The organism is Psychrobacillus insolitus, assembly GCF_003254155.1.
In the GTDB taxonomy this organism is placed as follows: domain Bacteria; phylum Bacillota; class Bacilli; order Bacillales_A; family Planococcaceae; genus Psychrobacillus; species Psychrobacillus insolitus.
On record NZ_QKZI01000001.1, the window covers coordinates 1,242,169 to 1,257,204 of the forward strand.

General features: G+C 33.7%; 17 protein-coding genes. 5 read left to right on the forward strand and 12 right to left on the reverse strand.

What is annotated here, in order from left to right; all coding sequences use genetic code 11:
* Positions 1-577 precede the first annotated feature (577 nt).
* The 3 genes from C7437_RS06190 to C7437_RS06200 form a co-directional block, all read right to left on the reverse strand.
* On the reverse strand, positions 578-2,152 hold the full coding sequence (locus C7437_RS06190; protein WP_111438746.1) for a peptide chain release factor 3: 1,575 nt from the start codon (positions 2,150-2,152) through the stop codon (positions 578-580).
* 120 nt (positions 2,153-2,272) lie between these two features.
* Positions 2,273-3,322, reverse strand: a complete 1,050-nt coding sequence (locus C7437_RS06195) for a M42 family metallopeptidase (RefSeq protein ID WP_111438747.1) — start codon at positions 3,320-3,322, stop codon at positions 2,273-2,275.
* A 258-nt stretch (positions 3,323-3,580) separates the two neighbouring features.
* Entirely contained in the window at positions 3,581-4,969 is a 1,389-nt protein-coding gene (locus tag C7437_RS06200; RefSeq protein ID WP_111438748.1) for an aldehyde dehydrogenase, read from the reverse strand.
* 320 nt (positions 4,970-5,289) lie between these two features.
* Between C7437_RS06200 and C7437_RS16930 the strand changes: the two genes are divergently transcribed.
* Both C7437_RS16930 and C7437_RS06205 read left to right on the forward strand, forming a co-directional pair.
* Positions 5,290-5,433, forward strand: a complete 144-nt coding sequence (locus C7437_RS16930) for a hypothetical protein (RefSeq protein WP_170122327.1) — start codon at positions 5,290-5,292, stop codon at positions 5,431-5,433.
* Positions 5,434-5,525: 92 nt separating this feature from the next.
* Complete coding sequence (locus tag C7437_RS06205; protein ID WP_111438749.1) at positions 5,526-6,263, forward strand: thermonuclease family protein; 738 nt, start codon at positions 5,526-5,528, stop codon at positions 6,261-6,263.
* Positions 6,264-6,327: 64 nt separating this feature from the next.
* Here C7437_RS06205 and C7437_RS06210 read toward each other — a convergent pair whose 3' ends face one another.
* Positions 6,328-6,912 (reverse strand): phosphatidylglycerophosphatase A family protein, encoded by a 585-nt coding sequence (locus C7437_RS06210; protein ID WP_111438750.1) that lies wholly within the window; start codon positions 6,910-6,912, stop codon positions 6,328-6,330.
* A gap of 98 nt (positions 6,913-7,010) precedes the next feature.
* On the opposite strand from C7437_RS06210, the gene C7437_RS06215 reads away from it, so the two are divergent.
* From C7437_RS06215 to C7437_RS06225, 3 genes are read left to right on the forward strand one after another with little or no spacing between them, the layout of a single operon-like run.
* On the forward strand, positions 7,011-7,733 hold the full coding sequence (locus C7437_RS06215; RefSeq protein ID WP_111438751.1) for an alpha/beta hydrolase: 723 nt from the start codon (positions 7,011-7,013) through the stop codon (positions 7,731-7,733).
* A gap of 57 nt (positions 7,734-7,790) precedes the next feature.
* On the forward strand, positions 7,791-8,306 hold the full coding sequence (locus C7437_RS06220) for a YjcG family protein (RefSeq protein ID WP_111438752.1): 516 nt from the start codon (positions 7,791-7,793) through the stop codon (positions 8,304-8,306).
* A 3-nt stretch (positions 8,307-8,309) separates the two neighbouring features.
* On the forward strand, positions 8,310-8,741 hold the full coding sequence (locus tag C7437_RS06225; protein WP_111438753.1) for a GNAT family N-acetyltransferase: 432 nt from the start codon (positions 8,310-8,312) through the stop codon (positions 8,739-8,741).
* 503 nt (positions 8,742-9,244) lie between these two features.
* Here C7437_RS06225 and C7437_RS06230 read toward each other — a convergent pair.
* The 8 genes from C7437_RS06230 to spoVAE form a co-directional block, all read right to left on the reverse strand.
* Positions 9,245-10,600: an arsenic transporter gene (locus tag C7437_RS06230; RefSeq protein ID WP_111438754.1), complete on the reverse strand. Its 1,356-nt coding sequence runs from the start codon at positions 10,598-10,600 to the stop codon at positions 9,245-9,247.
* A gap of 317 nt (positions 10,601-10,917) precedes the next feature.
* Entirely contained in the window at positions 10,918-11,595 is a 678-nt protein-coding gene (locus C7437_RS06235) for a DUF2642 domain-containing protein (protein WP_111438755.1), read from the reverse strand.
* A gap of 25 nt (positions 11,596-11,620) precedes the next feature.
* Positions 11,621-12,820: a hypothetical protein gene (locus C7437_RS06240; protein ID WP_111438756.1), complete on the reverse strand. Its 1,200-nt coding sequence runs from the start codon at positions 12,818-12,820 to the stop codon at positions 11,621-11,623.
* A gap of 70 nt (positions 12,821-12,890) precedes the next feature.
* Positions 12,891-13,565 (reverse strand): hypothetical protein, encoded by a 675-nt coding sequence (locus tag C7437_RS06245; protein ID WP_211309975.1) that lies wholly within the window; start codon positions 13,563-13,565, stop codon positions 12,891-12,893.
* 214 nt (positions 13,566-13,779) lie between these two features.
* A complete protein-coding gene (locus C7437_RS06250; protein WP_111438757.1) occupies positions 13,780-14,085 on the reverse strand; it encodes a hypothetical protein in 306 nt (101 codons plus the stop codon).
* A gap of 97 nt (positions 14,086-14,182) precedes the next feature.
* The gene (locus C7437_RS06255) at positions 14,183-14,428 is read right to left on the reverse strand and encodes a stage VI sporulation protein F (protein WP_111438758.1); all 246 of its coding nucleotides are present in this window, start codon (positions 14,426-14,428) and stop codon (positions 14,183-14,185) included.
* A gap of 33 nt (positions 14,429-14,461) precedes the next feature.
* Positions 14,462-14,602: a YjcZ family sporulation protein gene (locus tag C7437_RS06260; RefSeq protein WP_111438759.1), complete on the reverse strand. Its 141-nt coding sequence runs from the start codon at positions 14,600-14,602 to the stop codon at positions 14,462-14,464.
* 67 nt (positions 14,603-14,669) lie between these two features.
* Complete coding sequence (gene spoVAE, locus C7437_RS06265; protein WP_111438760.1) at positions 14,670-15,035, reverse strand: stage V sporulation protein AE; 366 nt, start codon at positions 15,033-15,035, stop codon at positions 14,670-14,672.
* Position 15,036: the final 1 nt, after the last annotated feature.

Sequence of the window (15,036 nt, forward strand, 5' to 3'; positions counted from 1 at the left end):
TGGAAACATAAGTTCAAATAGAAATAGGAAACAAGTGACATTCCCTCTAGAATAAAAGGCGACTAAAATTCTTCACCAACGCACATTTGACAAAGAACTAGAATAAACGGGAAAGAAGCCTAAATGCCATCTTCGGCGTCTTCACCTTGTAAAGCATGCGTCTCCTCTCTTCTTCACCAAAGCTTTCAAACAATGATTTCAATTATTTTTGAAGAGCGACGGACAGTCATTCGTTACACAAATACTAAGAAAACCGCTAAAGCGCCTTTTCTCTATGTAAACTTTTCGGTTTGCTTTAGACGAAACTTATTGTAATAGAATAAACAAGAAAAAGATCGAGGAGCTACGTGACTGCGTCACATAGCTCCTCGATCTTTTCAGTCATCCTATTACAATTGTTTGTCCGTCGCTTTCCTAAAACATCTAAGAAAAAAGGGAAAATGCTTTTGGGAATAAAAGAGGAATGGCTTAAGAAATTGACGTAGTCGCTTTCTTAAGCCATTGTTTTTCTTTTAAGTAAAAGTGTAAGCAATAAAACTGTCCAAAGCGACTAGAAGAAATTGTACAAATTTTCCCTTTATAGAAGATTAAATAATTTTATATGTTCATATTTATCTTGGAACCAGCGTGTCGCAAAATCATTTTCGAATAAGAAGACATATCGATCATAACGATCTTTTACGAGCATACTTCGAGGTCCAGTCATCGATTCTTTCACGTCTTCTTCATTTTCAATCCAACGAGCGACCTTTGAACCAATCGAATCCATGCGAACATCCACATTATATTCATTTTTCATACGATGCTCAAATACTTCAAATTGAAGCTGACCTACTGCTCCAAGTATTACTTCCTCCGTATGAAGCGTTTTGTAATATTGAATTGCACCTTCTTGCACTAACTGCAAAATTCCCTTATGGAAATGTTTCGATTTCATCACGTTTTTAGCAGTAACTTTCATAAACAGTTCCGGTGTAAACTGCGGTAGTTTTTCAAACAAGAAGTTTTTCTTCCCGCCTACAACGGTATCACCTATTTGATAGTTACCTGTATCATACAAACCTATAATATCTCCAGCAAAAGCAGTTTCTACTGTTTCTCGATCATCCGCTAAAAACTGTGTCGACTGAGTTACTTTAATAGATTTTCCTGTTCTAGTTTGTGTAATGTTCATGCCTCTTTCAAATTTACCTGAAACAATTCGCACAAAAGCAATACGGTCTCTATGCGCAGGATTCATATTTGCTTGAATTTTGAATACAAAGCCAGAAAAATCATTGTCTATAGGGTTCACTTCTTGATCATCTTCCGTAATACGAGGTTGCGGAGCTGGTGCAAATTGTAAATAGGTTTCTAAAAATGTTTGCACCCCAAAGTTAGTTAATGCACTACCAAAAAATACTGGTGTTAACTCACCATTTTGTATTTTATCTTTGTCGAATTCATTACCAGCTTCATTCAATAGCTTGATATCTTCCATCGCTTCCTTATAATAAGATGTTATTTTCATCGAGTGATCTACCGCTAGTTCCCCATCTTCATCTAATGGAAGGTATCTATCTTTTTCCTCTGTACGGAATTGTTCGATACGATTATTAAAACGATCGTAAATCCCTAAGAATTCTTTCCCCATACCTATCGGCCAGTTCATCGCATAAGATTGAATTCCTAATACTTCTTCTAACTCTTCCATCAACTCTAACGGTTCTTTCCCTTGACGATCTAGTTTGTTTATAAAAGTGAAAATTGGAATTCCTCTCATCCGACAAACTTTGAATAGCTTCAATGTCTGAACTTCAATCCCTTTGGCAACATCGATAATCATCACCGCACTATCAACTGCCATTAAAGTACGATAAGTATCTTCACTGAAATCTTGATGTCCGGGAGTATCTAATATGTTGATCCGACAATCATTAAAATCAAATTGCATGACAGATGAAGTAACCGAAATTCCACGCTGCTTTTCAATTTCCATCCAGTCTGATGTTGCAAATTTCCCTGATTTTTTTCCTTTTACTGTTCCTGCATCACGAATTGCTCCACCAAAATATAAAAGCTTTTCCGTTATAGTTGTTTTACCAGCATCCGGGTGGGAAATTATTGCAAACGTTCGTCTTTTTAATATTTCTTCTTTTACATTTAAGTCCATTTTATTGTATCTCCTTCTTACTTCTTTATTTATCATATGGATTCGAGCAAAAAAAAACAAGTAAAAAAGTAGCTCACGCTTTTTCTGTATTTCAAAATTACAGTAGCGCGAGCTATTTTTTTAAGAAATTGTTGTATTTATATACGTATATAAAAGTTGTGCTGTATTTCTTAAAGAATCTATATGTGTACGCTCATATGCATGTGACGCTTCAATTCCTGGTCCAAACAATGCATGTTTCACATCAAAACCCGCACGTATTGCTGCTGACGCATCGGAACCGTAATATGGATAAATATCCAATTTAAATCCAATTTCCTGTTTTTTTGCTAGCTCCACTAATTGGCGAGTTAGCTCATAATGATAGGGACCTGATGAATCTTTTGCACATATAGAAACCGTATATTCATCTGATGTTTGCCCATCACCAATAGCTCCCATATCAACAGCTATATACTCCACTGTTTCTTTTGGTATGTTGGAGTTTCCTCCATAGCCAATTTCTTCATTATTAGAAATGTAAAAATGAGTCGTATTTGGCAATTCCATTTTTTGATCTTGAATCGATCTGATCAGTTCAAGTAGTAGTGCCGCACTCGCTTTATCATCTAAGTGACGCGATTTGACAAAACCAGATTCCGTGAATTCAAAACGAGGATCGAATGAAATAAAATCTCCTACTTCAATTCCTAACTTACGTGTGTCATCCGCATTTGTTACTACCTCATCAATACGCACTTCTATATTTTGTTCATCCCTACTTAAAGAACCGGCGTTTTTATACACGTGGACAGTAGTTTGATGCATCAAAATAGTCCCTCTAACTTTTTTACCATTAGCGGTATGTATCGTACAATACTCACCTTCAACAGCATTCCAGTTAAATCCACCTACCATTGATAGCTTTAATCTTCCACTTGCTTTAACTTCTTTCACCATTGCCCCTAGAGTGTCAATATGCGCAGTTAATAAGCGATGTTTCGACTCATCTTTTCCTGGAATAGTAACGATTATAGCACCTTTATTTGTTTTTTTATATGATAGGTTTAAGTTCACAACCATGTTCTCTATATAGTCCGTAATTTCTTTTGTATAGCCTGATGGACTTGGAATTTCTACTAATTGTTTTACTAATTCTACCGTTTCTTGTTCTCTGAATGTGAAACTCATAGTATAGTCCTCCTTAATGTACCAATTTATTTTCATATCCTACTTAGAAATGTAAAACAGGACATATTAATTACTTACAAAGTACATGATGGAGATAAATTTGATTCTCAAAAAAGAAATAAATTTTTTATAGTTAATTTCATTATATTAAATATATCACATTAGCACTGTTCAATATATAGCTTAGTTATTATCATGAATAGTTCAATATTTTTACTCTTCACAATTGTAGAATTTACTATAATATACATATTTTTTCTATTTCAAAAGAGTTTTTACTAACTTTACTTTATTTTTATAAGGCGGAAATGTAATGTTTAACGGTATTTTTGTATTCTTTTTTAAGATAGATTTTTGGTGAGTGAATAACTGAAAACTTGATTCCCCGTGATATGCTTGTACACCTGAATTCCCTACCCCTCCAAATGGTAAATAAGCACTACCTACATGTGTAATCGTATCATTTATACAACCTCCACCAAAAGAAAGTTCTTGTAAAAAGTAGTTTTGCGCATTTTCATTTTCACTAAACATATATGCAGAAAGTGGCTTCGGTAATTTTCTAATTTGACGAATAACTGTTGGCAGATCAGTGTAAGTAATAATTGGTAAAATAGGTCCAAATAATTCATCTTCCATTGAAGGACTCAAAAAAGTAATATTATCGAGTAAAGTCGGTTCTATAAACAAATCTGAGCGATCTGTTTTACCTCCGAAAATAATCTGTTTTTTTTCTTTTTCAAGTATTTCCTGTAAACGATTAAATTGACCTTCATTCACAATTCTTCCGAAATCCGGACTTTCTTGACTTGTCTTACCATAAAAATTGTTAATCGTTTTTTGTAATGCTTTCACAAATTTTTCTTTCACACTTTCTTCAACTAACAAATAATCTGGTGCCACACATGTTTGTCCTGCATTTACAAGTTTTCCCCAAATGATTCGCTTCGCTGCAACTTCTAAATTCGCAGTATGATCGACAATTACTGGACTCTTCCCTCCAAGCTCTAATGCTATTGGTGTGAGCCTTTCAGCAGCTGCCTTCATCAAAATTTTCCCAACTTTCACACTACCAGTGAAAAAGATAAAATCAAAAGCAGCATGGATTAATAGAGAAGTCTCTTCTTTTTCTCCTTCTAATACGCGGATATATGCTGGTTCAAATGCCTCTTCCACGATTTTTTTTATAACCCTTGTAGTGTGCGGTGTAATTTCAGAAGGCTTGATTACAGCACAGTTTCCTCCTATAATAGCTCCTAAAAGAGGCTCCATCACCAATTGAAAAGGATAATTAAATGGAGCAACAATAAGCACTGTACCGTAGGGATCGTTAACAATAAAACTCTTCGAAGGCATTAGGGCAATCGGCGTTTTTACTTGTTTAGGCTCCATCCATTTTTCAAGATTTTTTTTCAAATAAGATATATTATCATATATTAGGCCAATTTCTGTTGTATATGCCTCGAATTCACTTTTTCGTAGATCTTTATATAAGGCTTGAATAATTTCTTTTTCATACTTTTTTATTACTTTTTTTAATATATCTAACTGATCCATTCGAAATTTTGCAGTTCTCGTCATTCCAGTATAAAAAAATGATTGATGTTCCTCTAATATTTCATCCAATTGTTCAGCATTAAAATTCATAAAAACATCTCCTCTTTCATTTAAATTTCCTTTTATTTTAGCCATTCATCTTATACGAATCATACTATTTTTTTCCAATATAAGAAAGAATCTTCCCTTTTTAAAATTTCTTTTAAAATTGAATACATGAAAAAGATGTTACTTGGTGATACTAATTTTATAGAGGAATGAATGAAAAACTTTCTCTATATCTAGTAGTCTATAAGTCTCAGTACTACATCGCGGAAATAGACTCATTTTTCTGAAAATTACTTTTATTGAAAACTTTCTAGGGTATATGATGGTAAAATGAATGTAAATAGTCTAGAGGAGGAATTTTTATGATACAAACAACAACTTGGTGGGAAACGATATTTACAGGAGCGTTTGAAATGGGATTAAACAAAGATAGAATATCGGAACTTGATGAAGAGTCTTTTTTATACTTCAAAGAAGAATATGATGAATTGGAGAATCCTAATTGAATATTTCTACTTAAAATCAGCTTTCCATTCACTTTTGAAGGAAAAGCTGATTTTTTATTAATCGATATGCTACACTAAATTTGGTGATAAAAATGAAAAAATGGATCTTTATACTTTTTGCTCTCCTGCTATTTGGTTGCGAAGAAATACCTCCAAGTGGCTTTATACAAACTAACGGGACAACCGACCAAATTCCTGTTGAAGTTGTAGAAGTGATTGATGGGGATACGATTAAAGTTAAGTATGATGGAAATATAGAAAAAGTTCGCTTTTTACTTATTGATACACCCGAGACAAACCATAACACTTTAGGGAAACAACCTTTTGGAGAAGATGCAAAAGCTCGAAACAAAGAATTATTAGCTAGTGGTGATGTAAGTATTGAATTCGATGTTGGTGAACGAGTAGACGATTACGGACGTATGTTAGCTTATATTTATGTAGATGGGGTTAGTGTACAAGAGACACTTCTAGAAGAAGGCTTAGCACGTGTAGCCTATGTCTTCCCACCTAACACACGCTACATAGATGAGTTTGAAGATGCCTCAAATATCGCAAAAACACAATCGCTTGGTGTTTGGGAAACAGATAACTATGTGACTAATCGTGGATTCAATGCAAGTGTCATCGAGGAAACGTCTTACACAAATGAACTAAATACGGTTAGTGAATCTGATGCTAAATGTGCGATTAAAGGAAATATTAATCGTCAAGGAAAGAAAATTTACCATGTGCCTAGCGGGAAATATTATGAACAAACAAATCCCGAAGAATGGTTCTGTTCAGAGCAAGAAGCAGTCACAGCAGGATTTAAAAAGTCTGGAGAATAAAGGTGACAAGCATTTAAGATCCCAAGTAACCTTGACCAGTTGCTTGGGATTTTATTTTGATTTTTTATGTTCTTGCTCCTTTTATTTTTGCTTCTGGGGCAGTCATTTCTGGTGTGATATCTGCAAATGTTTCGTGAGCTTCTTCTAAATCTCTTGTTCGATGCGCTAATCGAGAAGCTGCACTTGCTGCAATACTCGCGACTAAATCATCTAAAAATGTATGAATTCCACCACCTGATTTTGTATCAAGTTCAGAAATTAAGCCAATTTTATTTTTATCCAGATGACCAAACGTAGTAACCGCGATACTACCATACGTAAAAACAGCGCCAAGAGCTATTGTCTCATCGACTCCAAATAATCCCTCGTCTGATTCTATTATTTGTTGCAGGGGTTCAGAAAGCATCTTTTTCTCTGCTAACTCATCTAACTCGATTCCTACAAGGATCGCATGCTGCATTTCTCTTTTCTTTAATACACTTTTAATCGACTCGATGCAATGATCGATTGTTAACCCCACATTATATGGCAGCTGCATTTCAAACACTATTTTGGCAATTTCTTCAATCGTTACTCCCCTTCTTTTTAAAGCATCCTTTGTTGCTTGTTCAATTACCCTTGAGTGTATTCTTGATGTATTATTATCCACTTTGTTAATCTCCTTTATAGTTGCTTATTTTGATTATTATACCTCTTAGATAGTATATGATACAATTTCAGTACAACATGACACGCAGGAGGTATTTTATGAACAGAGGAACCGTTCAAGATCTAACAATGTATAGTGAAGCACTCCAAGAAGAAATGCAATTACTCATTTATTTACCGGCAAATTATTCACCATTATATAAATATTCGGTACTGATTGCTTCAGATGGAAAAGATTATTTTCAATTAGGACGCATTTCCAGAGTAGTGGATGAACTGTATGATCAAAAGGAAATTGAAAATCTCATTATAGTCGGCGTTCCCTACAAAAGTGTAAAAGATCGTAGAGAAAAGTATCATCCAGAAGGTTCTAAGTTTACTGCTTATACGCGTTTTATCGCGCAAGAACTTGTTCCATTTATTGATACTAATTACCCGACTTATCAAATGGGAATGGGAAGGGCGTTAATTGGGGATTCACTTGCAGCTACCGTTTCCCTTCTCACTGCAATACAATACCCGCATACATTTGGTAAAATAATATTACACTCCCCACTTGTAAATGAGTATGTATTAGAACAAGTTGCAAATCATAAAGAAGTCGACGCTTTTTCTGTGTATCATGTAATTGGAACGGGAGAAACCGCGGTCAAAACAGGAGATGGATTACTAACAGATTTCATCACACCAAATAGAAAATTGCATACATTATTCATAGATAGAGGATATTCTACATTTTATGACGAATTAAATGGAGAACACACTTGGAAATTATGGCAACCAGACATGAAACGATCTATACAAAAAAATTTCAGCTTATAGTTTTATTTTGTTATACTAATTATGTAATTAGTTTGAAAATTTGAGGAGGTTATGAAAATGAAATACGGTATTGTTGCTTTTCCTTCAAAAAAAGTGCAAGATTTCGCAAACTCTTATAGAAAGCGTTATGATCCACATTACTCCCTTATTACTCCACATATGACGATAAAAGGTGTATTTGAAGCGGATGAGAATGAGATTAAAATAATCGCTGAAAAAGTGGAGAACGTATTAAAAAAACATACACCCTTTTCACTTAACACATCCAAGGTGAGCTCTTTTGCACCTGTTACGAATGCACTTTACTTAAATATAAACCCAACTGAAGAGTTAGTTTCTTTGCATGATGACTTAAATTCAATTGAATATAATGATGTGGAAAGCTATACTTTTGTGCCACATATTACAATTGCACAAAAACTTTCTGCAACTGAACATGATGATATTTATCCACAGTTAAAAATGATTGGTGTAGATTTTGAAGAGATGATTGATCGCCTTCATTTGTTATATCAATTAGAGGATGGATCTTGGACAGTGTATGAAACATTTAGATTAGCAGGGGATGAATAATACGTGATCTATGCCAAAAAAGTGGAAAATGAGAAAGATTTTGATAATGCGATAAGTATTAGAAGAAAAGTATTTGTGGAAGAGCAAGATATCCCTATTCATTTAGAATTAGATGAATTTGATGAAACTTCTATTCACTTCATTGCTTATGATGCGGATATTCCATTTGGTGCTGGTAGAATTCGTGAGATTGATGGCAAAGTCGGAAAGATTGAAAGAGTATGTATTGTTCCGAGTTATCGAGGTAAGAGTATGGGGAATTTAATTATGCAATCCATAGAGGACTATGCACAAGAGCATGGTTTCAAAAAGTTGAAACTAAATGCGCAAAGCAATTCTCTTCCTTTTTATGAAAAAAGAAATTATACCATTACTTCTCCAGAATTTTTAGAAGCAAGCATACCGCACCGAGCAATGGAAAAAATATTAGAATAATTAGAAAAGCGAAAGCGCCTATCTCTGGCCCGACAGGCAAATGGGGAATATAGGCTGGTCTGCAAAGGTCGCCACATCCTGTGGCAATGCAGACATGACCCGCTTCGTGCGAGCCCGAGGCAACTCCTCAGCCACCGCACAAGGTTTTCTGCGACGAGCTTTGCGCAGGAGCACGTGATTCCCCATTTGACCCCGAGGTGCAACGACCTTCTGCGACGAGCTTCGCGCAGGAGCACAGGCTGCTTGCGCTAGACATTATTTTGTAGAAAAAGGATGACGATTTATCGTCACTCTTTTTTTATTTCTACATATACTTTATATGAAGAAGATACAATTCCTGGTGGATGAATTTTTTTTAAAAATGATTAAAAACAGGAAATTTTTTAATTCAAAACCTCCTGCTTTTTGTCTTATGTTTAGTAATTGCCGAATTCACCTTTTTAATGCATCCTCTCAAAGTTATTCCACCTTTAACTGATCCTCTATTAATAAAAGTGATTTTACTAACCAAACATTAATTGCACCCAAAAGTATAACAAGGTCAATGTTATAATTGTAGTTATTGGTATAACAATGATCGTTACACTTATATAATCCTTCCACGAAATCTTTATTTTATTTTTCCTTAAAATATGCATCCATATTAGAGTTGCAAGTGTTCCAATTGGTAATAATAATGCACCTATGTCACTCCCAATAATATTCGCTAGATAAATGGTCTTTAATGTAATTGGATTTAATCCCATCTCTGTTAACGTGATTGTTCCAAGCATTAAAGCTGGATGATTATTGAATAGGTTAGAAAGTACAGAAACTAATCCTCCCATTATTAAACTCGCTTGAAATAACCCCTGATTTACTATTGGTTCAAATAACTCTACTAGTAATGCTGTTAAACCTACATTATTCAATCCATAGATTATGACGTACATGGAGAAAGCAAAAATTAGAATATGCCAAGGAGTCTTCTTTATAATGTCTGTTGGATTTGTCCGTAAATGATACCATCTCCACATAAGTAAGACGACTGAACCTAAAACTGCTACTATTTCTATAGGGATATTAGCGTAAGACGCTACAAATAGAAGGCATCTCATCACAAATACGTACACTAATATTTTCACCATGAACTTTGAGCGTTTATTTTTAGTTTCTACAGATATTTTAGTTTTCAAAGGATGAAAATTTTTGGTGAAAAATGATTCTTCTATATCCGTTATAGAAGTTGGTAAAGTATTTGGTAGTTTTTTTCTCAAAACAATATACATAAGATAAGACATAAATACCAAACCTAGAAATGCTGGAACAAACATCATTGCAGTATGCATCCAAAGTGACATTCCAACAATTTCTAAAGCTATTAAATTGACAATATTACTAACCCCTATTGGTGCACTTGATGCTGTAGCAATGAGTGCTCCGCTTAGTAAATAAGGGATTTGCTGATATGGTTTTAGCTGCATATTTTTTAGGAGTAGCAATAAAATGGGCGTTGTTATTAGAATACTACCATCGTTATTAAATAATAGAGTCATCAGAAAACAAAGTAGCTGAATATACCAATATAGTCGATGACCTGAACCCTTTGCTAAACTTGCTAGTCTAGCAGCAGCCCAGTTAAAGAATCCAAAACTTTCTAAAATTACTGCCATAACTATTGTCGCTATTATCGTTATAGAGGCTCCACCGATTTTACTCATTATATCTATAATATCTGATTTTGAAACAATTCCTGTTACGATAATTATGATTGCACCTATTGACGCAGGCCATGCCTCATTCACGCCTCTAGGTCTCCAAAATATGACTACCATAGTAGTTAGGAACACCATACTGGTGATTCCAATCTGAAAACTCATACATATACATTTCCCTTCTTTTATTAAGAATAAAAAAATAAATTGTTGTCCGTTTCCTTGTATGTATATTCAGCAAAACGCACATGAAACATGGTGTATGTCCATATACCAGAGAATTTTTTAAGTGAATTATTTCTTAATACTAAAAAACGTCTACCAAATGGATAGACGTTTTTGCTTTATATGTATAATAAAATCGATTAAATGATAGAAACATGGTATATTCGATGCCTCTTTCTAAATAGACAACAATTAAATTTTTCAGTGGCAAGAAAGCTTTAACATTATTCAGTGGTTGGTCTAACCACTGAATAATGTTAAACTTGATGAATTGTTTTAATATGATCCAAGTTAAAATAAGTTGTACTCATTCTAGCATTCTGAAATTCAATGATTTGGTCATCCACATCTATTATCTTCCCCAAGTGCTCCCTCTGGCCTCCAGCATTTAAAATGACTAATGTATCTTTTAGATTGCCAATTTGTTCGGCAAATGTATTTTTCAGTAAATTTTCATTTAAAAGCTCTGCCTTCAATGTATTTGCTATTCCATAAGGGTTTATATTTTGAGCATAAGGAATTAGCCATTTCACATGATCTGTTGAAATATACATTGTTTTATATATAGGAGAATAGAAACTTAAGTAATTTTGCTGAATATCGGTAATATAGCCATGCAAAGAATGATGATCTGTTACATGCATTTCCACACTTTTTCCTTTTGCTTGAATAAGTATTTCTGCTAAATTCATATCCTCTTTACTTTCATCCACATAAATCATCGGCAATTCTGTTGGAGCATGAATATATTCTTCATTGTTATAATCTTTCCTAAAACATTGAATATGTGTCATTGGGATGTATACAAAATTTTTTCCATTATACAGCACGATTACATCTGTTCCTAAATCAATCACAGTACCTCTTATTACTTTTTTCCCAGACACTTCCACTTCAACTATTTCCTGCATGAGGACTTGCTTCATTTTTTTCAAGTCCCACCCCCTCCTACCTTTCAAATTATTCATCCCTCATCAATCGATACATTTTGGCTGCATGCCTCATTAATGAATAATATTGTTTTTCTATCTTCTCTTTATTAACTTTTGGATTATTGGAATGTTTTGCAGCGTAGTTCATTAATGCATAGTATTGCTTTTCTATCAATTCTAGCTCTTCTTTTGAAGTTATATGATTTTCATATTTTGGTTGCGGGGCTAATTCGACAATTGTTTGGATTGCTTTTTCATCTACCTGTACTATATTTTCATCTTTGTGTACGGGATCATTCGGTTCATATGAAGTTTCTAAACTGTTAGCATTTACAGCAGAAAATTCAACCATGGGCTCTTTTACACTTTTTGGTCGAGCTACAGTTGATTGATCATGATTGATCGAACTCCACGCAGTAAGTAAAACTCGTTTCTCCTTTTTTCTAGTAGGATCTTCCAATACATTTTGTATATTTTTCTCTTGCAGCTCCAGCTTTTCTATCTCATTTTCAAAATTAGTATCATTCTTTTCTTCAACAAATTGTGTATCATTTTTTTCTATAAATTCGTTTGAAATTGGAACTAATACTTCATATTTATTAGGCTGCTCGATTTCATCTAATTGGAAGAATGGAAATCCTAAGTTACCCCAGTCATTCTTAAACTTATTATCATACAAACGTTGAAATAATGAGTTATATTGTTCAAAATGTGACCCTATTATAGATGAACTATCTACCGTTAACTGTTCTTGATGCTTATTTAAGATTTCAACATCTTGAATACTATTGACCATATTAATGTGTTCTTTCGTTATATTAGAATAGATATAAGTTATAAACGTTTTCTCCATATATAATAACTCTTGATTATTTATAAGCATGATATGGTCTTTTAATATTTGACTTAATACTCCAGAAAATACTTGCGTACTAAACCCATTAATTACTACCCAATGATCCTTCACGGCCTCTAGTACATCTACAAACTTATTTTTGTCTATATATGGTTTGTGAGTTGTAGGAAGTGCAAACTCTTTTAAGTTCTTTGTTATAACATGAATATATTGAAGAGGAATATAGCAAATTTGTTGATTTACTTCAACAATAAGATGATCTTCTTTTTCTTCTACTAGTGTTCCTTCTATAAATTGTTTATCATTTAAAAACAAGCCGATTTTATTAATTTTAGGGACATTAAATACATTCAGTAACTTTTTTTCGGGCAATTTGGGAGCCCCTCCTTTATAAAATATTCGTCGCTTCTTTATTAAGAGAAGCGACGAATGTAACCATTACTTATTCAGCTTCGTTTTTTACTTCTTTTAATTTTTCTTGAGTTGCTGCTACTGCTTTACTTATTTCTCTAGCTGCCCGATTTGCTGCTTCTACTCTATTTTCTTGTTGCCCTTTATTTCCTTGTTCTGCTTTATTTCCTTGTTCACCCTTTTTTGATTGTTCTCCTTTATTTCCTTGTTTTTCTTTATTTCCTTGTTCTCCATTATTTTTCTTACCATTAGAATCTGCTTTTTCCTCTTTTTTCGTTTTTTCAAGTTTAACGCCATAGCTAATGTTACGGATATGGAACAAGGAAACACGAATTATTTCTTCATTCGAAACAATGGTAACAAAATCATCTGTAACGACGTCTAAAACACCTTCTAGTGTTTCTGGTCCACCACGGTTGATTTTCACCCATTGAAGTGTTAATTTCTCTAGAATCCCTTTAAAATCTGCAGCCTGTGTATACTCGAAGCCTCTTGGAATTACAAGATCAAATTCCACTTTGTTCTTCGAATTATAAGTTAAACTCTTCACATGCTGGGAATTATAATAAATTATTCCATCTTCTTCTGTAAGCAACGTAAAGTGATCATCTTCCGCTTTTAAAACCATTCCAACACGTGATTCAGGACCACCTCTATCTACTTTAATTACTTTATCCACGAGTGAAAGTATCATTTTCTTATTCATTAATCACTTGCCTCCTTTTGTAGTATCCTAATATTTATATGTTTCTTAGGCTTCTAAGTATAGGTCCTTCGCCCATACGGGATGAATTGTTTAAACTAAAAAAAATCAGATAAGAGAATATTGGAAACAAAAGTTCAACTAAATATAGAAAACAAGACTTGAAAAACTCCATAAAAAAATGCCAAGAATTTAATCTCGGCATTTTACTTTAAATTTAAATATACAAGTTTACATTATTTCCTTTGCCATTAATTTCAGCGATTTTTATGGATAAATTGACTGGATTTGGTTGGATAAAACCTTTATAAGGTGGTGGACTCAACGACTCATTACCTTTTGATAATTGCTTTTCTTCATTCTTTTCAAGTTCTTCTTCTTGATCTTTCAATTCCTCTTCAAAAATTGATTTCATTTTGATTCCTTGAACATTTGAAATATAAGCGAAATTATAATCTTCCATTAGCATCCTATTTGCGTATACCTGAGCTTGTAATGGTTGAACTGGAATAATATAGCCCATCTTCTCCACCTCCAAATATATTTATATTTACCCTATCTCTACCCTGAATAAACTTATCACCTTATATATCGACAGAAAAATCTGGCTATTTAGTTATTTATAACATTTTTTCAATGTCTGATAAATTTAAGGAGCTCCCCTTTTGTAAAATAGAAGCTGTCAATTCATCTTCTAACTCTTTTGATACTGGTTTATTTGCCACTTTACCAACTTTACGAACTATTTTACGCACTTGTCTTTCATCAGAAAAGTCTGCATATGAAATAGCATTAGCTAGTGTCAATAGTTCTTCCATTGATACACCTGTTTTGTTTTCAATTGCTTTAAAAAAAGAATTTTCCATTTTATCTCTCCCCCCATTTTTATTCTTTACTTATTAATAAGGGAGAAAGCTTCTACCAACGATGATTAACAATATAAACAATACAACGATTAAAACAAATGTTGAGCTTTGATTGCCGTTCTTTTCATATCCGCCTTCATAGTCAGGATATCCTCCACCACAGTAACCATACATACTCTTTCCCTCCTCTCCTCTTCAACTTATACTATGCGCCGAGAGAGGAAGTAAAAGGGCTATTCAACTAATAGGTCGTATTCCTTTTCTGAAAAATAAATGCTGCAATAATACCAAAAAGAATTGCAGCACTAATACCTGAGCTTGTTACTTCAAACATTCCGGTTAAAACACCAATAAGTCCATGTTTTTCAGCTTCTTCAAGCGCACCATGGGTCAATGAATTTCCAAAAGAAGTAATTGGAACTGTAGCTCCTGCTCCTGCAAAAGCAATTAATGGTTCATACAAACCAAATCCATCTAAAATCGATCCACTGACAACTAATGTACTCATTGTGTGAGCTGGAGTTAGTTTTAACCCATCCATTAAGAATTGACCTACTACACATATTAGACCACCTACTACAAATGCAACTACTAATGAAGATATCATG

Excerpts from the sequence above, each read along its gene's own strand:
- C7437_RS06190 (WP_111438746.1), bottom strand. The coding sequence starts at position 2,152 with ATGGACTTAAATGTAAAAGAAGAAATATTAAAAAGACGAACGTTTGCA.
- C7437_RS06195 (WP_111438747.1), bottom strand. The coding sequence starts at position 3,322 with ATGAGTTTCACATTCAGAGAACAAGAAACGGTAGAATTAGTAAAACAA.
- C7437_RS06200 (WP_111438748.1), bottom strand. The coding sequence starts at position 4,969 with ATGAATTTTAATGCTGAACAATTGGATGAAATATTAGAGGAACATCAA.
- C7437_RS16930 (WP_170122327.1), top strand. The coding sequence starts at position 5,290 with ATGATACAAACAACAACTTGGTGGGAAACGATATTTACAGGAGCGTTT.
- C7437_RS06205 (WP_111438749.1), top strand. The coding sequence starts at position 5,526 with ATGAAAAAATGGATCTTTATACTTTTTGCTCTCCTGCTATTTGGTTGC.
- C7437_RS06215 (WP_111438751.1), top strand. The coding sequence starts at position 7,011 with ATGAACAGAGGAACCGTTCAAGATCTAACAATGTATAGTGAAGCACTC.
- C7437_RS06220 (WP_111438752.1), top strand. The coding sequence starts at position 7,791 with ATGAAATACGGTATTGTTGCTTTTCCTTCAAAAAAAGTGCAAGATTTC.
- C7437_RS06230 (WP_111438754.1), bottom strand. The coding sequence starts at position 10,600 with ATGAGTTTTCAGATTGGAATCACCAGTATGGTGTTCCTAACTACTATG.
- C7437_RS06245 (WP_211309975.1), bottom strand. The coding sequence starts at position 13,565 with ATGAATAAGAAAATGATACTTTCACTCGTGGATAAAGTAATTAAAGTA.
- C7437_RS06250 (WP_111438757.1), bottom strand. The coding sequence starts at position 14,085 with ATGGGCTATATTATTCCAGTTCAACCATTACAAGCTCAGGTATACGCA.
- C7437_RS06255 (WP_111438758.1), bottom strand. The coding sequence starts at position 14,428 with ATGGAAAATTCTTTTTTTAAAGCAATTGAAAACAAAACAGGTGTATCA.
- C7437_RS06260 (WP_111438759.1), bottom strand. The coding sequence starts at position 14,602 with ATGTATGGTTACTGTGGTGGAGGATATCCTGACTATGAAGGCGGATAT.
- spoVAE (WP_111438760.1), bottom strand. The coding sequence starts at position 15,035 with ATGATATCTTCATTAGTAGTTGCATTTGTAGTAGGTGGTCTAATATGT.